The organism is Lacihabitans soyangensis (assembly GCF_024343775.1).
Taxonomy (GTDB): domain Bacteria; phylum Bacteroidota; class Bacteroidia; order Cytophagales; family Spirosomataceae; genus Leadbetterella; species Leadbetterella soyangensis.
The window spans coordinates 15,623-38,726 of record NZ_RJUF01000019.1 but is presented as its reverse complement, the minus strand read 5'-3'; the positions used below and the strand labels follow the sequence as shown (position 1 = coordinate 38,726).

The following is a 23,104-nucleotide window of genomic DNA, read 5'->3' as shown; positions in this document are numbered from 1 at the left end:
TTCGCTTTGCCTCTCCAAAATATTTCTAAAATGATATTAAAACTCCCAAAGGTTATTTTCCCACTCTAACAACTCATACTCAAGCTGCTGTGATTTTTGTAAACCTTCCTTCGGTGATTTGTATACTTGATCCAGATATTTGTTCAATGAATTAGATTTCTTAATGATCCTGCCGTTAAACAATCTCAATTCAAAGGCATCTGCTAAGTTCTTGTGCTGAGCTGTATTAGCTGCATTGTACCAAATACAGTTTGGATTAAGTCTGAAATACGACTCTAATTCTTTGTATTTAAATGATGCCAATTCTATTTCTAAACCTTCACTCGACAATTCGGCTGGAATCTTGATAGTAACTGTCTGAATATCAAAGTACTGACGAGAACGTTGTTTGTCAAATATCCAATCTTCTTTTATTTCTATGATATACAAATCCTTCGCAAATAACTCATAACCTTCACTATTGGCTGCTGCGGTAGTTGCGGCAGGCTTGTTTCCTGAGTTTTGTGACGTAGTTTCTGTGGCAGCACCACCGCCTCCCCAGCCATCATCTTCAGATCCTGCACCTTCAGTGCCAAATCCGGCCTCAATTTCTTCTTTTGAAAGACCACCACCTTCAAATTTCTTCGTAAGTCTTCTTGTGAATTCTTCCAAAGTGATTTTTGTAGCAACTGAATCGTTGTCATAAGGCTCCAGCACACCAGCTTTTACGCCATCTATAAGATGTTTGGTGATTTCAGAACCACTGGCAAACAAAGGTTGATTGGCTTTTTCGTTCAAATCTAACCTTCTCCAAAGGGTTAGTTTGTACATCACGTTTGACTCGTGAACCGGACGCAACGACAATGGATTGATTCCATTGTCAGACTTTTCCTGAGCAACAACCGCACTTGTGGCCGCTAAGGCTAGAAGGCAAGTTAAAACTGTGATTTTTTTCATTTCTTAAATTATTTTAAATTTTTATCTCAACGGTATTGTAAAGCTCATTTCGCCTACAGGCACGTCTTCTATTTCTCCTTTGAAATTCTTTCTCTGAACTTTATTTATTGTAATCAAATATCTGTCTCCTGGTTCGGCTTGTTGAGCCAATGAACCTACATTCACGTTACCAGACTGATTTTCAAGTTTTCCTTTTGGTCTGGTACCTGATGCCAGGTAAATATTAAAACTTGCTACTCTAAACGTTGCATCCTCTGGATTTGTTGCTTTAAAATCTTCATCAGCCAAAGCATTTACATTAATAACCCTAACTTGACTAGCTGGAAGACCTCTTTTTGATACATCGTCAGACACTCTTGTACCGTTGGCAGTTGCTATTATGGTCGGCTTCGGAACTTTTCTTACTTGGAAGGCAAACGAACCTAAAGCAATACCGTCATTGTTTACTTGCAAGTTAACTTTAGCAAGATTTGGAACAATCGTAACTTTTCCACCTCCACCTGGTATGAATTCAGCACCTGAACCAGAGAAAGTTGGCTTAAACAAATCTCTCAAACCTGGTGAGGAAGTCTGAATTCTGTTGGCACATTTGAAATAAAGTGCAGGCATTGACTGTGACATAATTTCTACAGAAGGTTTGAGAACCGTGTACTCTTCTTCTTGGGTAACAGTTTCTCTTGTACCATCCGGTTTTGGATATGAAACTGTGGCAACATAACTTCTTTTCATTTGACCATTGGCATCAAAGTTTCCACCTGATGTTCTTACTTCGTATGTTCCTTTTCCTTCTTTTACAGGTAATCCAGAGCCATTAATACTAATCGTAGGAGTAATAGCACTTGAATAAGCACCGATAGCGATTTCAGCTTTGTAGGTTTGTCCCGCTACAACAGTTCTTGAGTCAGGGATAACCACCGCAAATATTTTATCAAACTTAATTTCTTTAGCACCCACTTGCGAAGCCAAATAATCTAAAATTTCTGATTCGTATCTACGTATTTCAGATTGTTTCTGGCTTAGTCCTGCCAAGGCAGCTGGAACTGGAGTTTGAGCAAACATCAACTCAGCAAAATCCTTGCTACGGGTAATGGCATCTGTATTTTTCATTCCATTGTCATCTTTAGCATCCAATGCCAAGGAGACGAATTTGATATTTGGTGCAAATTTTTGTATTTCTGCAACATATTCATTAAGCTTCCCTTTGAGTTCATAGCCTTTCTTATTTTTAACAAATATGTTGGCTACTTTTTCTTCTTCTGCTAAATTTTTAATTGCACCTTCTTGAATACCACCACCAGCGTCTTGAATAATAATTGATTTTAAACCTTCAATATATTTGATTAAATCAGCTGTCTTTTTTCTAACCACTGTGGCATTATTATAAAGCTGTCTGTATTCTGGTTTGCCTCCAGCTTTTTCCACTGCCTCATTCATTGCGGCTAATGTCCGATTGTTGGAATTATCTGCAGCACTATTGGCTTGTTCTAATGATAAGTTCAATAAAACAAACTTTTGTAATATCGCATTACTGACTTGAAGGGCTAGCATCGCAGTCAGAACGAGATACATCATATTGATCATCTTCTGACGTGGACTTTCTTTACCACCTGCCATAATATTTATTTTAGAATTTTAATGTCTTGATTTTAGGGAATAGCTCGAAATTATTGTTTCATTGCTGACAACATGCTACCATATACGTTGTTCAAAGAAGCCAAGTTATTGGTAAGTTTATTTAATTCAGCCTTAAACTGTTGCGTATCCTTTGAAGCTTCTTGCATGTCTGACATCGCAGTTGAAAGATTTCCATAGAAAGAGTTCATTGACTTCAAATGTCTGTTGGTATCTTGAAGTTCGATTTCGTATACGGCATTTAGAGCTCCCAAATTTTGAGCAATTTTCTGAAATTGAGTTTTATACTCTTGGGCATCTCTACTGGCGTCTCCCATGCTCGCTATAGAGTTTACAGTTTGCCCCAAAGATGTGCTTAAATCACCAATTTTAGATGAAGCATCTTTTACTTTGGAAGAAAACTCGTTGGTAGCTACAGTGGCAGAAGCTATTTCTCCCATGTTTGAAACAGAGTTCGATAAATTTTGGAAGCTACTTTTCAAACCATCAAAAATATCTGGAGTGATCTTTGCATTGGCCAACATATCGTCCATTTTGGCTGTTAGGCCCAAACCAGCAGGAGCTGCTGAAGTAGAGCGAGTTGGTAATTCACCTTTAAATTCTGTTGAAAGTTCAGGATAAACTTTTTCCCATTGGTACTCTACCGTTGGTCTTAGGAAAGACTGTAGTGCATAAATTACAAATATTACAACCTCAGTTCCTAATCCAATCGGAAGCATCCAGCCAGCCCAGTCGTAGTGCATGATTTTACCCATTGCACCTAAAATTACGATTGCTGCACCGATACTATAAAAGAAAGGAATATACTTGTCCCAAAATGCACTCGGACCACTACTTGCTGCCATGATTTATACTTTAATTTTTGTTTTATTATTTTATAGTTTATTTAATCTTATTCTCTTCCTGGTATAGATCCTAGTCTATCCATTACACATCTAAAACCAATGTATGATCTTGTTGCTGTGCGATATTCGAATGTGGTTGTACCCGTTTCGAGGAAGTAAGCTACATCTTTCCAAGATCCGCCTTTTACCACTTTTCTTGGCTCGTCATCTTTGTCATAAGAAGGGTTTAAGTCCCAGGTCACTGGCATATAAGAGTCAGAGAAAGCATCTTGCGTCCATTCTGCCACATTTCCGGCCATGTTGTAAAGGCCGTAGTCGTTTACGTTGAAGGCATTGATAGGAGCGGTATATTGATACCCATCTTTTTGATAGTTACCTCTATATGGCTTAAAGTTAGCCAAATAACATCCCTTTCCATTGGCTACGTATGGGTTACCCCAAGGGTATTTAGCACCGTCTTTTCCTCCTTTGGCTGCCCATTCCCATTCAGCTTCAGAAGGCAAACGGAACCTTGGAGATTTGAATTGGTCGTTTTCTGCTCTATAATTGTTGTATAATTGTGTTCTCCACTTTGCAAAATATTGTGCTGCATCCCAGCTTACACCTACTACAGGGTACATGTCGAAGGCTGGATTACCATAATAGTTTTCTGTCAACTGGTCACCATTATGATAAGTGAAGTCTTTTTTCCAAACTGTGGTGTCAGGATACAACTTGGTCATAATAAACTCTTCCCCTAAAACTGAGATTGAGTCGGCCATTATTGAATTGACAAACATTCTGTATTCGTGGTTAGAAATCTCTGTATCATCCATATAAAACGGAGATATAGTGATTCTTTTGTTGAGCGTTATTCTGGCAGACATGATATCCTCGTCTGTCTGGCCCATGGTAAACGAACCTGAGGGAATCAAGACCATGCCGTTAGGTGCAGTTTGCTTGTAGCCTTTTCTAGCCGTGGCAATAATCTCACCATTTCGGATTCCGTCTAATGGATCAGCCGCATCTCCGCCTCCTTTCTTTTTGCCCAATCCTACTTTGTCCATTGTTTTATTAAAAAAGCCGCAGCTTTGAAGGAAAACAACAGGAGCCATAATTAATAAGGCTTTTACTAAAATGTTTGAAAATTGCTTGTTCATAATCGAAAACAAGATGATTAATTTAATTCTTAAATTCTAAAAGCGAAAACGTATATTTTTTACTCTTTATTGTATCTTCTAAAAACAATTAAAAAGCTACTGGAAAAAGTATTTGCAGAAATCATGCCAAGCTATATGGGCTATTGTGGTCAATCTTTCTTATTGTTTCAAAACTAATTCTTACAAAAACTGTGCCGTTTAATCATATATTGTAACGAGGTGTTTTAATAATAGATTTTTTACCCATTTTAAGTGCAGCAAATGAATATCTCAGGAAAACTTCATGAGATGTATTCGATTTCGCCAAGGTGCCAAAGTTTACAATATCTATTGCGTAACCCACTTTTACCGTATTTCTAAGGAAATTTCCACCAATTAATACAGATGCCGCATCTTGCCATCTATAGTTTAAACCCGCCCAATATTGCTGATTATAGGTGGCTATGGCTCCCAATTCGGTTGAAATAGTCTGTAAGTCTGTTTTTACAATGAAAGTAGGACTTATATCAAGGGTGTAAGTAACACCAAAGTCGTACTTTCCAGTTAAATAATAAGCTCTTTTATCTTTATAAACTCCCGAAACGTCATTTAGTTTATAACCGGGTTCAAGTAAATTTTTAACGGATAAGCCTAGTTGATAACTCGGATTGAAAAGATAAATACCTGTGTTTATATTCGGAGAAAATGAATTAATGGTTGTATTGGGTATTAGGGGGTCTTCTTCGTCGCGAGGTCTGTAGTTCTCTCCTTGAAGCTTCAGATTGTTGGTGCCAACACTGATACCTACGCCAATTATATTACTGTTTATTCTTTTGTGATAAGAATAGGCCAGCTGGAACTCTGACTTTGATTGGATTTTGGAAAACTGGTTGTTCGAAAAATACACTCCCAATCCACCTTTACCTTTTGTAAATGGCATGTCAGCAGAAAAAACAGATGCCATATTGCTACCGCCTTGGTCAAAATCTGCCACATAGCCTAGATATTGTGATCGAAGTGTGGCTTGAACTTGCGTACGGTTAGAAGTACCAGCAGAGGCTGGGTTTATATAAAATTGATTAAACACGTATTGTGTAAACTGCGGTATGTTTTGACCAAACCCAGCCTGACAATACGATATAAAAAGCAATAGGTATAAATACTTTTTAATCATTCTTTTATATTCGGAAAAAACTATTCCCTGATTATTAACCTCCAATTAAATGAAATATTTTCTAATCAGGTTCTTTTTATTACAAATTGTTGGCTTTTTTGATATAAAGCTCCAAAGCACCCACCATAGACGGGGCATTTGGTAGTGGTGCTTCTATATCAAGTATAAGACCAAGGTCTCTAATTGCCTTTGCCGTGGTTGGGCCGAATGCCGCCAAACGGGTATTGTTTTGTTTCCAATCAGGGAAATTATGTACCAATGAGTGAACTCCAGAAGGACTAAAAAAGCAAATGATATCATAAAAAACCTCCGTTAGATCTGACAAGTCAGCAGGTACGGTTTCATACATAATGGCTTCTGTAAGTGCTATGCCATGCTTTTTTAAAATATCTGGAACGGAGTTGTTTCTGATGTTTGAGCAAGGGAAAAGATATTTTTCGTTTTTGTGTTTAACAAAAAAAGGTTCTAAATCAGCTGCCGTTTTGTTGCCAGAAAAAATCTTACGTTTACGGATGGTGATATATTTCTGTAAATAATTGGCTGTTTGCTCTGTAACGCAGAAATATTTCATTTCTATTGGAACCTCAATTCTCATTTCTTCACAGATTTTGAAAAAATGATCTACTGCGTGCCTGCTTGTAAAGACGATGGCCGTATGGGCTAAAATATCGATTTTTTGCTTTCTAAAGTCACGATGATCTGATTTTTTGACGTCTATGAAGTTCCTGAAATCCACCTTGAGGTTATAGACTTTAGTCAGATCTGTGTAAGTTAGAGATTTTTCACCTGGATTTTCTAGGGTAATTAATATGCTTTCAACTTTTTTTAGCCTACTTTCTTTTTGAATATCTGTCATCTCACTCATGCAGAAAAAAATTTGAATTAATCTTGGGTCTTATTTACCTAATTCTTCGATTTTAGGTGTCTTTTGGTTTTTATAATAATATTCTGATACCTAATACGATGGGAAACACTTCCACGATGCAAAGATAGGAAATTAAGTAAAGAGTTTTGATATTTCCGGTTCTATTTATGGTAAAATAGATAAGAACTGTTCTCAAAAAATAGAAAACAATCAATATCGATGTGAATAAATATTTGAACTCTAAATTAAGGTTTAGGTGGGTATTGTATCCTATAAGAAGCAAAATAAGAACTAGTGTGAAATAATAAATAGTGGTTTGTATTATTTTAAAATAGTGGATGTCAACTATTTTTCGAATATTGAATAGCTTGGCTATGAGGTTAATATAAAAGTATTTGACGATGTACGAAATAAAAAATAACAAGCAAACCTTGAAAAAATTTGTGGTGAGAATTCCGAAGGTGTTACCACTTTGAAAAAAGAAATTTTCCTCGAAAAGGTTGAGGCCATTGGAATGAGAAAGCATCACAATAAAACCCGAAATAAGGCTGACCATAATGATGAACATCATATTGGGGCGGTCCATCGGTTTATTGACCAAGAAAGAGTTTTCTTTGGGTATAAATGCCGTAAGGTCTTTGAAACTATAATATTTTTTAAATGCCTTTGTATAGTTGGTTGCTATAAAACTCAGCATTATAACATTGATAAAGAAGACAAATACCAAACTGCTACTCATGTGCTCGGTAGATCTGGGTATGAGGTTTAGAAAGCTGCTTTTGGCTTTGGTGATAACCTCAGTGGTTTTGGCAGCTGGGAAGCCGATGAATACGGTATTCTCCTCTGGTAAGTTTGAGCCAAATATACTCAGGACTGTCTCTCCTCTGTTAATTTCTTGTATGAGCTGCCTTATGCTATAAACTACCCACTTGTTGTCGGGAAGGGTCCTTTTGAGATGGTTGTCAAAAAAAAGAAAATTGCCTTTCTTTGGAGTTTTGATTACCAAATAACCACCTGGGTAATCGTTTAAATTAATTTTCAGGGAAAAAACTTTCGAATCGTTGTTGTTTTTTGCGATGTATGGGGTATATACTTTAAGGTCTTGGTCGTATTCAGTCCAATCTTTTTCAAAATTGTAGACAATATTGTATTTATTCTCTGGGCCACTTGGTAATGCAGCAATCGTTGGAAAAAAAACAAATGAAATTAATAACAAAAATAAGTATCTCAAGCCCACAATTTTTTTGCAAAAATACCAATTATGATTGATTTTAAAAATCTTTTCTTTTGATATAACTGCTGTAATCGGGTAGTTTTATGTCATATTTTTGGTGAAAAAGCGGGGAGGTAAGTAAGAAATCAGCGGTGGATCGGTCACATGCTATGGGGATGTTCCACACCACTCCCAGTCTAATCAAAGCCTTTATGTCGGGGTCATGCGGTTGTGCTGACATCGGATCCCAGAAAAAAATAAGTATGTCAATTTTTTGTTCGGCTATCAATGCTCCAATTTGTTGATCACCGCCCAATGGTCCACTCAAAAGCTTTGTTACATGGACATCGAGTTCTTCTTCTATCAGTCTGCCGGTGGTACCTGTTGCAAAAAGTTGGTGTTTACGTAGAGTTGCTTTGTTATATTTTGCCCATTCTACTATTTCGGCTTTTTTATTGTCATGGGCTATAAGTGCCACTCTTTTGCGTTCTTCTAAGGTAATGTTCATAGTTTCTAAAATTTGCCAAATATAAATTTAAAAAAACACATTTCTCCTTATTTGCATAGAATCCTTTCATGCAAACCTTTTGTTTTGTTTTTGGGTTAATAAAATAAATATACCTTTCAAAAAATGAATCTTTTAGAAATCAAAACACTTGGAGAATTAAAAAAATACGGCTATCATTCTAAATCTATCAAGCAAGAACTGAGGGACAACTTAGTAGAAAAACTAAAAAACAAAGAGAATATTTTTGAGGGTATTTGGGGTTATGAAAATACGGTAATTCCTGAGATTGAGAAAGCTATATTGTCTATGCACAACATCAATTTATTGGGATTGCGTGGTCAGGCCAAAACGCGAATTGCCAGATTATTTACCCATCTCTTGGACGAATATGTGCCTATAATTGAAGGAAGCGAGCTCAATGATGATCCAATGATGCCCGTTTCAAGATTTGGAAGAGATCAAGTTAAAACTCTTGGAGATAATACTCCGATTGCTTGGCTTTCAAGGGCGGATCGTTATTCAGAAAAGCTGGCTACACCTGACGTTTCTGTTGCGGATTTGATTGGCGACGTGGATCCTATAAAGGCGGCAACTCTAAAACTTCCATATTCTGATGAGCGAGTTATTCATTTTGGACTGATACCAAGGTCCAACAGATGCATATTTGTGATCAACGAATTGCCTGATTTACAAGCTAGAATTCAGGTGGCTTTGTTTAATATTTTGCAAGAAGAAGACGTGCAGATTCGTGGATTTAAACTTTGGCTACCTTTAGACATTCAGTTTGTGTTTACAGCCAATCCTGAGGACTACACCAATAGAGGTAGTATAGTAACCCCATTAAAGGATAGGATTGATTCACAGATAATTACACATTATCCTAAAAGTATAGAAATTGGCAAGAAAATCACACAACAAGAAGCCAAAAGAAAAGATGGTCAGAGTAAGATTTTTGTAAATGATATTCTTCAAAACTTGATTGAAAAGGTGGCTATTGAGGCTCGAAATAGTGAATTTGTTGATGCTAAGTCTGGTGTTTCGGCTCGTATGACTATTTCTGCATTTGAAAACTTACTTTCTTCGGCTGAGTTGCGAGCCTTAAAAAACGGTGATAAAAAGCCGACTTTGAGAGTTTCTGATATTTATGGTGCCATATCTGCCATCAATGGCAAAATTGAATTAGTTTACGAAGGGGAGTTGGAGGGGCCAGTTTTTGTTGCACACAATCTTATTGGTAAAGCCATTCGTTCGGAGTTTATTGCATATTTTCCAAACCCAGAAAAAAGGAAAAGCCCAGACTATAAGAAGATAGTTGAGTGGTTTGGAAATGGTAATTCTTTAACTTTCTTGTCTGATGAAAGTCAAAAAGTTTATAAATCAGGTTTAAAACAAGTGGATGGTTTAGAAGAATTGGTTGAAAGATTTTTCCCAAATGAAAGTTCAGATCAAAAGGATTTTCTGATGGAGTTTGTGTTGCATGGTATGGCGGAGTATTCACTCATATCAAAGCAACCACTCGATGAAGGTGTTAAGTTTAACGATTTGCTAGACAGTATGTTAAGTAAAGAAGATTATGAATAAAAAAAGGCCGAAAGGCCTTTTTTTATGTTTGTATTTTATCAATTTAACTTATCTTAGCAAAAGTACTGAGCCTGTTTTGCGGAAAGTTTGCCCTGTGTCACTTGTGGCAATTATGGTATAGGCATAAGTGCCTGGTGGGGCTGGTTTTACACCATTACTCTCTGTGCCGTCCCATGCCTCAGCCAGGTTATTTGCTTCAAATATTGTTCCTCCCCATCTGTCAAAAACTTTAAAACTTCCTGAACTAATAAATTTACCCATGACCTTGAAAGTTTCAGATTCTGTAGGCCCTTGTCCGTCTGGAGTAAATGCTGAGGGAACATACAAACCTGGGGGTACTTTCAGTATAAAAGGGTTAGAGTAAGAGTTAATGAACTGATTTGTAAATATATCAGTATCAACGTATTGTCTTCCCATTACTCTGAATTTTACCTCAGACTGACTGGATGATTCGAGTAGAGTCTGTACCGACTGTTCCAATTTGTCAGTTGCATTGAGTGGAACAAAGGAGTTCTTGTCTTCGTCAAAGTATTCCAAACTATAGTCAACTGGTGAGGCACTGGTATAAATTTCTGGTGGAATCAGGTAAGGTGTCCAGTTGAGCATGCCTAAGCTTTTGGAATTCAGCATAATTGTACAAAATGGGTCTGAAAGTTCGGACATTACTCCACATTTATCTTCCACTTGGTATTTGTAACAATACGATTTTACCTCTGATGAAATAGCTACATCGTCAAAAACGTTGGTATTTCTAAGACCAAGCTTTTCAAAATTCTGACTGTCGTTTTCTGCTCTATAGAAAATGTAGTTGTTTTGAACACTGGTTGTAGCGTCTGTCACGATGTTGACTCTTATTCGTGTATCATCGTTAGGGTCAAAACCTACCGAAACTAGGTATTCTGGTTTTGCAGAGGTAGCATTAGATTTTAAGTCCACGGTTATCTGTGGTGAACTGATATTGATTTGGTACGGTGTTCCACCAAAGGTTACTGAAGCGTATCTATAAGCCACACGATAAAGATATTTTTTAGAACAATCTAAAGTACCATCTGTATAGCTAGTGGTTATTTGGCTTGTAAATGGTATGCTGTTTTTACAGTTTGTGCAACCTACAACATCTTTCTCTAAATTTAGCCTAGTCGGTATGCTATTTGGCTCTGTCGGTAAGTTCCATTTCATTTCCGCACTACTGCTTGATTTTATGGTTGCTTTCAGGTTTACAGTACATAAGGTATTCATTGAAAAAACATCCAAACCACAAGAGTTTTTGCTTCTTAGTTTGAAACAGTATTTGGCATTGGGATCTAAACCAGTGATTGTAGCGGCACCGTTGATGCCATCTGCAAGTTTCGTCCAATTGGTGAGTGCGGCTCCATTGTCAACTGCAGCCATGACATCATATATCTCCCCCGGCAAAGCACCAGCAAATTTCAGTTTTACTTCTTTACCTCCATTTTCACCTTCCAATGTGTGAAGCAAAGTGTTTTTGTCGCCATTAGTGGTAATAGAGGTAAAGTTTGTTGGGCAAACTTCCACGCCATTTCTGATGTAAACTCCACGAATTTTAACAGCATCTGGTGTACTTGGGTAGGTTTTATTTCTAACTTGTGGAAGTGGAGAGCCACTAATATTAATAATGTCGGTCGTTCCGTTTCCCCAGTCAATTATATATCTATTGTGTTGGTTTTCTGGTGTTTTCGGTATATTAAGAGTAACCGTATTGCCCGTACAAGCCGTGGCCGTGACGGTTGGTATTTGAGTCCTCAGAACCTCTTGGACGGTGCAATGTAAATATTTCTGTCCATTTTTCTCTCCCTTCATCAAAATCCAGTGATAGCCTGCAGGTAAATTTTTTGAGGCAGAGTTGGCCACGCCCACAATACCATTCGTAGCTGTAGCTATATTAAAGTTATTGTTTATGCTGAAATAGAAAATCGGATTGTCCACAAAAATACCTGTGTTCGCATCATTTTTATTTGTAATCTTAACTATTGCTAAGCTATCTGCTCCAAATGAAACACACGAAATAGGTGGGCTAAGAGAGGATTCTCCTCCCAGTAAATAGCCTACAGGTGGTGTGGTGCAGATATTCGGCTTTGGTGGTATGGTTTGCCCCCAGGCCGTGGTCGATATTACCAAGCTAGCAATAAAACCCAATGTTTTATTTTTTAGTAATGACATATTATGATGTTTTAAACTTTTAATATTCAACTCAATAGCTTTAAAATCAGGAATATTACAAAAATCATGCCGATTTGGCTCGAATCACAACTTAGAGAATTTTGCAGGAAAACCACCTGTAAACGGGTTAACAGAGATAATGGTGATTTAAATTATTGAAAGGTGACATTTTTGGCTTGTTTTTTGTTAAAAGCGTTTTTTGAAAAAGGATAATGTTTCATTCTATTAAATGGACAAGCAGTTTTTAAAGCCAATTCGAAGCCTATTAATCTTTTTTTGTGAGCCTATAAAAGTTACTTTTAGTGCCTCATTGGTTATTTTGTCATTTTTTCAGTTTGGGGTTTTAGTTTTGGAAAGGTTTCACTTTTGTACTCTTAAAATATTCTATTAACTTAGTTCCAAGAAATCCCAATCTTGAATGAATTTTAAACTTTTCGCTTTACTTTTTTTTCTGTATAAATGTGCAGTCGCACAATCACACGAAATCATTATTACTGAGATTTTTGCCGATCCTACACCTTCAAAAGGGCTGCCGGTGAGAGAATACATCGAAATTTACAACAGTACCGATAAGGATATTTCACTAAAAAATTACCAGCTTTTTTATGGCAATTTCAAAACTACATTCCCGGATTTCTTGCTAAAACCTAAAACCTTTGCTATTGTCTGTAGAAGGGATTTTGAACAAGAATTCTCGTCTTTTGGATTGGTAGTGCCTCTAACGAGTTTTTCTTTGAGCAATGAAGGCTCGTTACTTGTTTTGAAAGACGCCAAGAATCAGGATATTACATTCGTTGAATATGCTGCAGGCTGGCACACAGATGTAAATTCTGGCGGAGTGAGCCTTGAAATGATTGACTTCAATTACCCCTGTGTTGGAAAATCGAATTGGGCATCATCCAAGAATGAATTAGGTGGCTCACCTGGTAGGATCAATTCCGTTGCAGGAGCTAAACCAGATACTTCACCTCCAATTTTGGTTAATTCTAGTCTTAATCTTAAAGAAATTGTACTCAATTTTAGTGAAAACCTTTCATTGGATTTTTTGAAAGAAAAGAATAATTTTTTCATTCAAAATAGTGCTAACACAATATTAGACATTTCCTATAAGCCTTATAGTAACTCACAGATAATAATTGCATTAAGGGACCTGTTGGAAATTGGAGAGACGTTAAGTCTCCGTGTCCTGAATTTAAAGGATTGTTCAGGAAACTTGGCAGAAGACTTCGAGGTAGAATTTAGTAACTTGTTGCCTGCTTTAAAAGGTGAAATTCTCATTTCTGAAATACTTTTTAATCCAAAACCTGGAGGTGAAGATTTCGTAGAGCTTTATAATGCTTCAGAAAAAACCTTGAATCTTAAGAATTGGAAGCTTTCTAGGCTAAATCTTTTGGGACAGATGGATGAACCTACTCCAACCGTAAACTATGATTTACTACTTAAACCAAAAAACTATCTGGCTTTTACTACAAATAGGGAATTTTTGATGGCCGAGTACCCAAAGTCGGGTAATATTGTGGAAGTTACCAAAATGCCGGCATTTAATAATGAGTCAGGTACTGTTATAGTTTTGAATGATAAAGAGGAGGTTTTTGACAAAGTCATTTACAATGAAAAGGATCATCATGGACTGGTGACTAATCCCGAAGGAATTTCTTTAGAAAGAACCAATTTGGGTAATGATAAATCCAATTGGGCCTCGGCTTCTTTTGATTACGGTTTTGCTACACCTGGTTCGGAGAATTCTCAAACTATATCAGATGACTTGCAGAATACTTTTTATGTTGAACCAATCGTCTTCAATCCCTATCAGTCGAACGATTTAGCAACCACCAAACTGAAATATCAATTAAACGCCTCCGGTTGTGCAGCATCGATAGATGTGGTTAACCGAAATGGATATTCGGTGAAAACAATTGCCAATAATGTTATTTTAGGAACTTCCGGAGAAATCGAATGGGATGGAAAAGATAATATGGGCCAACTCCTACCTGTTGGCTATTATGTCTTTAGAATAAATATCTACTCCGAAAAACTTTCTAAAAGTTATCTGGCCAAATGTGTGGTTGGCTCCAACTAAGCCACCATCTAAAATATACAATTGCCCTATAGATATTTGAAAACCATATTGGCCAGTTCTCATATTGAATTTTCAAAAAAAAGACATACTTCTTGTCAAATATCCAATTGTATATTTTTTATCCAAGAATCTTCAGAAAATTATAAATTTATCAATATTTCTTATAATAAATTGATAATAAGTGATGAATAATTAACATTTTTTTACTAAAAAATTGAGTTTTAATCGACCAAAGGATATTTTTTTCATGATTAAATGCAATTTTTTTTATTTGTATTGTTGACATTTCATTTTTTATGTCTAATATTGCACTATTCAAACAATTTGTTTGAATTAATCAATCTATTTAATCATTTTTAACCATCAAGTTCTATGAAAGTAAAACTTTATTTGAGGTCTTTCGTGATGCTTATGTTCGGTGTGGCTCTCACGTCACAGTTTGCATTTGCTCAGGGAAGAAAGGTAAGCGGTAGGGTCACTGACGCGGGTGACAATTCGGGGGTGCCAGGGGCATCGGTAGTAATTAAAGGTACTACAAAAGGTGTGGCTACGGACGGAGATGGAAATTATTCTATCGACGTAAGAGGAGGAAGCGATGTATTGGTAATCAGCTTTGTTGGTTACAAATCAAAGGAGGTTACGGTTGGTAACCAGTCTGCGATCAATGTAAGTTTAGAGACTGACGCTGCTGCCCTTGACGAGGTAATCGTAACTGGTTACTCAATCACAAACAAAAAAGAATCAACAGTTGCTGCTTCAATCGTTAAGGCCAAAGACCTAGCTCAGATTCCTTCAGGTAACGTTGAACAACAACTTCAAGGTAGAGTAGCTGGTCTTACAGTAATTACAACTGGAGCTCCAGGCACTAGTTCAATTATTCGTGTGAGAGGTTTTGGTGCTTTTGAAGGTAATCAGCCATTATATGTAGTGGACGGAGTACCTACTCAAAACATCGATTTCTTATCACCAGATGACATTGAGTCTACTACAGTATTGAAAGATGCTGCTGCAGCTTCAATATATGGTTCACGTGCTGCTGCTGGTGTGATTGTTATGACCACAAAAAAAGGTACGAAAGGTAAAAAAGGTCTTCAAGTGTCATATGATGGTTTATATGGTGCAACTGATCCTAACGTAAACGGTGTGCCTAAAATGTTGACTCCACAAGAGCAAGCAGAATGGACACACGTAGCGTATAGAAATAATGCTGCAGCAAACGGTACTGCACCTGCATACACTCACCCACAGTATGGTACTTCAGCTACTGCAACTTTACCTGATTATTTGCATGCAAACGGTCAGAACGGTGTTAGAGGTACAATCGATAGAGCTGCAATTGACGCAGCTAAGGCAGCTAGCCCATTAACCACTTTCTTGATTAGACCTAATTTGGCAGGAACAAACTGGTACGACGAAATAACTCGTTTGGGTCAACTTTCTCGTCACAGTTTGGGTTTCAGTGGTGGAACAGAAAAAAGTAGATTTTATGTTAGTTTGGCTGCTCAAAATCAACAGGGTATCCTAAAATATAATGATTTTGCAAGATATTCATCTCGTGTAAACTCTGAGTATGATTTAGGTAAGAAAGTTAGAATTGGACAAAACTTCCAAGTTACTTACCGTTCTGTTAATGGTGCAATTGGTAATGCAGGTGGTATTGGTGTTGCTGATGATGAATCAGTGATTTTGTCAGCATATCGTATGCCTTCAGTAATTCCTGTTTATGACGAGTACGGTCAGTTTGCCTCTACAAGGGCTGCTGGTTTTAACAATCCTAGAAACCCTTTGCGTGAAAGAGAATACAACGCCAAAGGAGACAGAAGTTTCTTCCTAGGTGGTATGGGTAATGTTTACATCGAAGTTGACCCTATCAAAAACTTGACATTAAGGTCGAGTATTGGTAGCAACTTTGGTAATGGTTATAGCGTAAATTATGACAACAGATACCTTGGAGACTCTGAGCCTCAGGCTTCAGACTCATTTAGCGAAAATGCTAGTTATTTTATGAACTGGGTTTTAACTAACACCTTGAATTATAAGCTTAAGCTTGGTGCCAAAAATAATGTTAATATATTTGTTGGTCAAGAGGCACTTAATACAGGAAAAGGTAGAAATATAGGTGGTTCTGGTATTAACCCGTTCTCTATGGATCCAAACTTTGTAACACTTAATGCAGTACAATCTCCAGCAGTAAACAGCTCACTATTTAGAGGAGCAAATTATTACTCATTGTTCTCTAAGGTAGATTACAACTTCAACGAGAAATATTATTTTACTGGAGTTGTTCGTCGTGATGCATCTTCTGTTTTTGGAGCTAACTCAAGAGTGGGTATTTTCCCTGCGGTTTCTGGAGCTTGGAGAATTGCTAGTGAGGATTTTATGAAAGACTTGCCGTTTATTTCAGACTTGAAGTTACGTGCTGGTTGGGGTTTAATGGGTAACTCAAACAATGTGGACCCAGCCAATCAATTCTCATTATTCGGTGCTGGACGTGGTTCATCTTTTTATCCGATTGGTGGACAAAGCAGCGGTGCTGACGAGGGTTATTTCAGAACAAGAATTGGTAATGCAGACACCAAATGGGAGACTTCAGAAACTATTAACCTAGGTTTTGATGCTACATTAGGAAACGGTAAATGGGAAGTAGCATTTGACTTATGGAGAAAGACAACAAGAGATTTGTTATTCCCAGCTCCAATTCCTGCAGTAGCTGGTCCTGGTGCATCTGCTCCAAGAGTTAACATCGGTTCAATGAGAAACCAAGGTATTGACTTCCAAATCATCAACCGAGGTAAAATTACCAACGATTTGAAATACGATTTGACGTTGAACAATTCATTCTTACAGAACGAAATTATTTCGCTTGTTGGAACACAACAATTTATCAATGGCCCAGGATATAGAGGTATTTCTCCTATTCGTAACTCGGTAGGTCAATCATTGTCTTCATTCTTTGGTTATGATGTTCTTGGATATTTCAGCAGTGCTGAGGACGTGAAGAACTCTCCGGCACAATCAGGTGCAGGCGTAGGTCGTTTCAAATATCGTGATGTAAACGGAGATGGTAAAATCACTCCAGATGACCGTACTTTCTTAGGAAGTCCAGTTTCACCATACAGTGGTGGTCTTAACTTAGGTTTGACATACAAAAACTGGGATTTCGCAGTATATACTGCATTTAATGTTGGTAACGAAATATTCAACATGTCTAAGTGGTTTACAGATTTCCACGGAACATTTGAAGGCTCAGGTAAGGGAGAAAGAGCTAAAGAATCATGGACTGCTGCTTTAGGCGATAATGCCAAAGCCCCAATCTGGGAGTCAGCTTCAAATATCTCTACTTCGGGTGCTGAAAACTCTTGGTACGTAGAAGACGGTTCATACCTCAGAATGCAAAATATTTCAGTAGGTTACACTTTCCCAACTAGCATGATCAAAAAAATGGGTATCAACCGTGCAAGAATTTCAGGCTCAGTGAACAACATCTTTACCATAACTGGGTATTCAGGTTTGGATCCTGCAGTTGGTGGAGATGCTGATAGCCGCTTCGGTGTGGATGTTGGTAACTATCCAGTAACAAGAAGCTTTAACTTTGGTTTAAACCTAGGTTTTTAACATTTAATCATAATTTTTTTTTAAATAATATGAAAAACAAGTCAATATTAAAAAAGACAGGAATGGTACTAGCTGCAATGACAGTTTTTACTTACTCTTGTAAAGATAGTTTTCTTGAGATTCCTGCTACGGCGTCTTTGAGTGAGACCCAGTTGACCAGCAAGGCAGGTGTTGAAGGTGCTTTGATTGGAGCATATTCTGTCTTGAATGCCAGAGGATATTCGCGTTTGGGTGCTCCAAATAACTGGGTATATGGTAGTATAATGGGTGGTGAGGCAAATAAGGGTACTGACCCAGGTGACTACACTGCCATTAACCCAATGCAGCGTTATGAGGTGGATCCAACCAACGGTGATGTTAACGATACATGGAGACCTAAGTATGAAGGTATCTCACGTTGTAATGCCACTATTCGTTTGGCTACAGCGTCTACATCGTTATCAGATGCTGATAAGAAAAGAATTCTTGGTGAAGCAAGAATGCTACGTGGTCATTACTATTTTGAGCTTAAGAAGCTTTTCAACAGCGTACCATATGTAGATGAAACAGTTGATTTTGGTAAAGGAATTGAAACCATCAAAAACTCTCCAAATTTCTGGGATAAAATTGAGGCGGATTTCAAATTTGCCATGGATAATCTTCCTGAGACTCAGTCGCAGGCAGGTAGAGTTAATAAATGGGCAGCTGCTTCTTATTTAGCCAAAGCTAATTTGTACCAAGGTAAGTTTGCTCAAGCTAAAACTTTATTTGATCAGATTATTGCCAATGGTAGAACTACCAATGGTAAGAAATATGCTTTGGTATCAAGTTTCCCTGAGGTATTCAATGCTGAGAATGATAATCACGAGGAGTCGGTATTTGCTTTGCAGTCTTCTATGAATACACAGAATGTAAACAACTCGAACTGGTTTGATGATTTGAACTATCCTTACAACACAGGTTTGAATGGTCCTGGAAACTGTTGTGGATTCTTCCAGCCAAGTTTTTCTTTGGCTAATTCATATCGTACAAAAGATGGTCTTCCATTATTAGACGGCTCATATAATTCTCCAGGTAATGAATTGAAAAATGATTATGGTGTTGAGTCTTCAGCTCCCTTTGTGGAAGATGCTGGTCCTGTAGATCCACGTTTGGACTTTACAGTAGGTCGTAGAGGTATACCATATCTTGACTGGACAGAGCATCCTGGTAAAGACTGGATTCGTTCTCAACCTTATGCGGGTCCTTATTCTCCTAAAAAGTTTGTTTACTACAAACGTCAAGAGAATACTTTGACTGACGGTTCATCTTGGACAAGAGGTTATGCTACTATGAACTTCAACATTATTCGTTTTGCTGATGTTTTATTAATGGCAGCTGAGGCTGAGATAGAGGCTGGTTCATTGGAGAAAGCTCGTGAATATACTAACATGGTTAGAGCTAGAGCAGCCAACAAAGCTAGTTGGGTTACTGAAAACAGTGACAAGTCTAAGTTTGCGGCTAATTATAACATAGCTTCTTACAGTGCACCTTGGACTGACAAAGCAGTAGCTAGGTCAGCGGTAAGAATGGAAAGAATGCTTGAGCTTGCTCAAGAAGGACATAGATTCTTTGACCTAGTGAGATGGGGAATTGCTGATACTGAATTGAACAAATACTTGGCTTACGAAAGTAAATTATTAGTTGCTAAATTTGGTGGAGCTAAATTCACTAAAGGTAAAAATGAATACTTACCAATTCCTCAGGCTCAGATTGACGTTCAAGGAAAAGATATCCTAACTCAAAATCCTGGATATTAATTCATAGATTTTCGAGATTTTTAAAAAGGGTAGAAGCAAAGCTTCTGCCCTTTTTTTGTTATTTTTGGGTTCTATTAATTTGACCCAATATGACGTTAAGATTTTTATTTCTTTCTATAATTTCTATTACTTTTCTTTCTTGCAAGGACAATACTCTTTTTACCAAAATAGAGGCCTCTGACTCTGGTATTCAGTTTTCTAACAGAATAATCGAAAACGATTCTATCAATATCCTTGATTTTGAATATGTCTACAATGGGTCTGGTGTCGGTATTGCTGATTTTAACAAAGATGGTTTGCAGGATGTATTTTTTAGTGGAAATCAGGTTGCCAATAAGTTATACTTAAACAAAGGAGATTTTAAGTTTGATGATATATCCTCTAAAGCGGGTATTGAAGCATCCAACAGGTGGTGTGCCGGCGTGGTTCCAGTGGATATTAATAGCGACGGGTGGATGGATGTTTATGTGGCGGCCACGGTTAAGGAACCCGCCTCAGAGAGACATAATCTCTTGTTTGTCAGTCAAGGTTTGAAAGATGGAGTGCCAGTATTTAAAGAGATGGCTGCTGAATATGGTGTGAATGATTCGGGACATTCTGAAAATGCTGCTTTTTTTGATTATGATAACGATGGAGATTTGGATTTATATGTACTTACCAACGAAATTGACCAATATCCCAATACTTTTAGACCAAAAGTTAAAGACGGGACTTATCCAAATACAGATAGATTGTATAGATGTGATTTCGACGAAAAGTTAGGACATTCATACTACACCAATGTTTCCAAAGAGGCGGGCATAACCATAGAGGGCTACGGACTGGGTTTAAATATTTGCGATATCAACAAAGATGGATGGAAAGATATTTATGTGACTAATGACTATGCTGCTGACGATTTATTGTATATCAACAATGGCAATGGGACCTTCACAGATCAAGCTAATCAGTATTTTAAGCATACAAGTAGCTCCGCAATGGGCAATGACGTGGCCGATATTAATAATGACGGTTTGCTTGATGTTTTTGCGGTGGACATGTTGGCAAAAAACAATTTAAGAAAAAAAGTTCTTGCCCCACCAAACAACTATCAATTGTTTAAACTAAGTGATGAGTTTGGCTATACCTACCAATACATGCGTAATACGCTTCAGCTTAATAATGGGAAATTACCTAACAATAAGCAAGCGATGTTCAGTGAAGTAAGCTTACTCTCTGGCATAGCTGAAACCGATTGGAGTTGGACACCCTCATTGGCGGATTTTGACAATGATGGTTTTCGGGATATCATAATAACAAACGGCTTTCCAAAGGATGTAACAGACAGAGACTTCATGGCCTTCAGAGCTGAGGCCGAAAATTTGGCAGAGAAGACTTTTTTGCTTGGGCAAATTCCAGAGGTAAAGATTAGTAATTACGCCTACAGAAATAAAGGTAATTTAGAATTTGAAGACGTAACTGAAAAATGGGGAATGGATATTCCATCTTTTTCCAACGGTGCAGTGTATGCAGACCTAGACAACGATGGCGATCTGGATTATGTAGTAAACAATATCAATGACTCTGCTTTCGTGTTTAAAAACAATCAAGTGCAATTGGATAAAGCCAAAGAAAATCACTTTTTGAGAATTAAAACTATTGGAGATAAAAGTAATCTGAATGGCCTCGGAACGGTAGCTCTTTTGGAATTTGAGAATGGAGAGAAAATGATTCATGAGAATAATCCTTATAGAGGTTATTTGTCTAGCGTTGAACCCTTTATTCATTTTGGTTTGGGTGCTAAAAAGGTGAAGAAACTGACAGTACAATGGTACAACGGTATGTCTCAGATAATTGTAAATCCTAAGTTAGATCAGGTTTTGGAAGTAAATATCAAAAATGCCAATGTTAAAACCGACTACATCGAAAATATGGGAGAAAGTGTTTTCGAAGACATTACCGAAAACTCCAAATTAGATTTCATTCATAAAGAGATTGATTTTATAGACTTCAATGTACAAAATCTCTTACCATTCAAACTTTCAGAATTGGGACCCGGCATGTCAGTGGGAGATGTCAACGGCGATAAGTTGGAGGATTTTTTCTTAGGGGGTGGCCGTGGATATAGCGGAATGTTTTTTCTTCAAAAAGCAGACGGAACCTTCACAAAAAAAACACTTTTGGCCCAATATGAACTCCAAAACAAGTTTGAAGAAGATTTGGGATCATTATTATTTGATGCAGACGGGGATAAAGATTTGGACTTATACCTGTGCCGCGGTGGCTCTGAGGGTAGGCCTGGAGACAAAGTTTTTGAAGATAAACTATACTTGAATGATGGGAAAGGTAATTTTTCAGAGAAAATGAATGCAATTCCTGCATTTGCGACAAGTACATCTTGTGTGAGGGCTTCAGATTATGACAATGACGGCGACTTGGACTTGTTTGTTGCAGGTAGAAATGTCCCAGGAGAATATCCTAAATTCACTGATTCTTATTTATTCAGAAATGATTCAAGAGATGGCCAAGCAAAGTTTACGAATGTGGTTCTTCCAGAACTTAAAAACTTGGGATTGATTTGTGACGTTTTGTGGACCGACTTTGACAATGATGGGTGGATGGATTTATTGGTAGCAGGAGAATGGTCGGCACCGAGATTATTCAAAAATAATAAAGGGAAGTTATCTGAAATGAAAGATACCGGACTTGAAAAGCTCAAAGGTCTTTGGACTTCTACCAATGCTGGGGACTTTGATAATGACGGAGATATGGATTATTTACTCGGTAATATTGGCCTCAATGCTCAGTTTAAAGGTAATGAAAAAGAGCCTGCGAGGGTGTTGGCCAAAGATTTTGATAACAATGGCAATTATGACATTATTCCATTTGTGTATTATATAAACGAAGAGAAAGAGAAGTTTTTGGTTCCTTTTAATGGTAAAGACGACGTTAACAAACAATTAAACGTAACGAGATCAAGGTTTGTGTCTTATAAGGATTTTGCAAAGGCAAATATTGATAACTTACTAACAAAGGAAGAGAAAAAGGATGCTCAAGATTTGGAGTTAAATTTTATGAAGTCCGTTATTATTTTAAACCAAGGTGGTGGCAAGTTTTTGGTCAAAGATTTACCTATGGAGGTACAGTTTAGTCCAGCAAATGGCATTGTTGTGGAGGATTTTGACAGTGACGGCTTTCAAGATATCGTAGTTTCGGGCAATAATTTCGGCATTGAAACCTCAGTCGGACGTTATGATGCTTCCAATGGTGTCTATTTGAAAGGAAATGGCACAGGTAACTTTTCGATAGTGAAAAACTCGGGTTTCTACGTGCCAAGCGATGCAAAAGCTTTGGTAAGTATTGCTAATAGTCAAGGCGAAATTTGTCTATTGGCTTCACAAAATAGGGGGCCTTTAAAAATGTTCAAAACGCCACTTATGAAGCAAGAGGCAGAATTAAATCCAAATTCAAGGTTTTATAGCTATGTGTTAAATGGCAAGACAACAAAGAAAGAAATTTATCATGGCTCTGGTTATTTGGGGCAGTCTGCAAGATATGTAGTATTGCCAAAGGGGGCTAAAGGTTTTAAAATAAACTAA

General features: G+C 37.4%; 14 protein-coding genes. 5 read left to right on the top strand and 9 right to left on the bottom strand.

Annotated features, from left to right (window positions below; all coding sequences use genetic code 11):
- Positions 1–36 precede the first annotated feature (36 nt).
- From porN to EGI31_RS08605, 8 genes are all read right to left on the bottom strand, one after another.
- Positions 37–936 carry a type IX secretion system ring subunit PorN/GldN gene (gene porN, locus EGI31_RS08640; protein ID WP_255036823.1) on the bottom strand — a complete coding sequence of 300 codons (900 nt, stop codon included), beginning with the start codon at positions 934–936 and terminating at the stop codon, positions 37–39.
- Between the two features lie 21 nt (positions 937–957).
- Positions 958–2,550, bottom strand: coding sequence for a type IX secretion system motor protein PorM/GldM (gene porM, locus EGI31_RS08635; RefSeq protein WP_255036822.1), 1,593 nt, complete (start codon positions 2,548–2,550; stop codon positions 958–960).
- A 50-nt stretch (positions 2,551–2,600) separates the two neighbouring features.
- A complete protein-coding gene (porL, locus tag EGI31_RS08630; protein ID WP_255036821.1) occupies positions 2,601–3,413 on the bottom strand; it encodes a type IX secretion system motor protein PorL/GldL in 813 nt (270 codons plus the stop codon).
- 47 nt (positions 3,414–3,460) lie between these two features.
- On the bottom strand, positions 3,461–4,552 hold the full coding sequence (porK, locus tag EGI31_RS08625) for a T9SS ring complex lipoprotein PorK/GldK (RefSeq protein WP_255036820.1): 1,092 nt from the start codon (positions 4,550–4,552) through the stop codon (positions 3,461–3,463).
- A 202-nt stretch (positions 4,553–4,754) separates the two neighbouring features.
- Positions 4,755–5,705, bottom strand: coding sequence for a PorP/SprF family type IX secretion system membrane protein (locus EGI31_RS08620; protein WP_255036819.1), 951 nt, complete (start codon positions 5,703–5,705; stop codon positions 4,755–4,757).
- Positions 5,706–5,784: 79 nt separating this feature from the next.
- Positions 5,785–6,570, bottom strand: coding sequence for a uroporphyrinogen-III synthase (locus tag EGI31_RS08615; protein ID WP_255036818.1), 786 nt, complete (start codon positions 6,568–6,570; stop codon positions 5,785–5,787).
- Positions 6,571–6,640: 70 nt separating this feature from the next.
- On the bottom strand, positions 6,641–7,801 hold the full coding sequence (locus EGI31_RS08610; RefSeq protein ID WP_255036817.1) for a DUF4271 domain-containing protein: 1,161 nt from the start codon (positions 7,799–7,801) through the stop codon (positions 6,641–6,643).
- Between the two features lie 40 nt (positions 7,802–7,841).
- Positions 7,842–8,291, bottom strand: a complete 450-nt coding sequence (locus EGI31_RS08605) for a methylglyoxal synthase (RefSeq protein ID WP_255036816.1) — start codon at positions 8,289–8,291, stop codon at positions 7,842–7,844.
- Between the two features lie 123 nt (positions 8,292–8,414).
- Between EGI31_RS08605 and EGI31_RS08600 the strand changes: the two genes are divergently transcribed.
- Positions 8,415–9,872 carry a magnesium chelatase gene (locus EGI31_RS08600; RefSeq protein ID WP_255036815.1) on the top strand — a complete coding sequence of 486 codons (1,458 nt, stop codon included), beginning with the start codon at positions 8,415–8,417 and terminating at the stop codon, positions 9,870–9,872.
- Positions 9,873–9,920: 48 nt separating this feature from the next.
- Here EGI31_RS08600 and EGI31_RS08595 read toward each other — a convergent pair whose 3' ends face one another.
- Positions 9,921–12,053, bottom strand: a complete 2,133-nt coding sequence (locus EGI31_RS08595) for a T9SS type B sorting domain-containing protein (protein WP_255036814.1) — start codon at positions 12,051–12,053, stop codon at positions 9,921–9,923.
- A gap of 418 nt (positions 12,054–12,471) precedes the next feature.
- Here EGI31_RS08595 and EGI31_RS08590 point away from each other — a divergent pair, with 418 nt between their 5' ends.
- The 4 genes from EGI31_RS08590 to EGI31_RS08575 all read left to right on the top strand — a co-directional run bounded on the left by EGI31_RS08590 (position 12,472) and on the right by EGI31_RS08575 (position 23,104).
- A complete protein-coding gene (locus EGI31_RS08590; protein WP_255036813.1) occupies positions 12,472–14,133 on the top strand; it encodes a lamin tail domain-containing protein in 1,662 nt (553 codons plus the stop codon).
- Positions 14,134–14,505: 372 nt separating this feature from the next.
- Positions 14,506–17,748, top strand: a complete 3,243-nt coding sequence (locus EGI31_RS08585) for a SusC/RagA family TonB-linked outer membrane protein (protein WP_255036812.1) — start codon at positions 14,506–14,508, stop codon at positions 17,746–17,748.
- 29 nt (positions 17,749–17,777) lie between these two features.
- Complete coding sequence (locus EGI31_RS08580) at positions 17,778–19,526, top strand: RagB/SusD family nutrient uptake outer membrane protein (protein WP_255036810.1); 1,749 nt, start codon at positions 17,778–17,780, stop codon at positions 19,524–19,526.
- Positions 19,527–19,615: 89 nt separating this feature from the next.
- Positions 19,616–23,104, top strand: a complete 3,489-nt coding sequence (locus EGI31_RS08575) for a VCBS repeat-containing protein (RefSeq protein WP_255036809.1) — start codon at positions 19,616–19,618, stop codon at positions 23,102–23,104.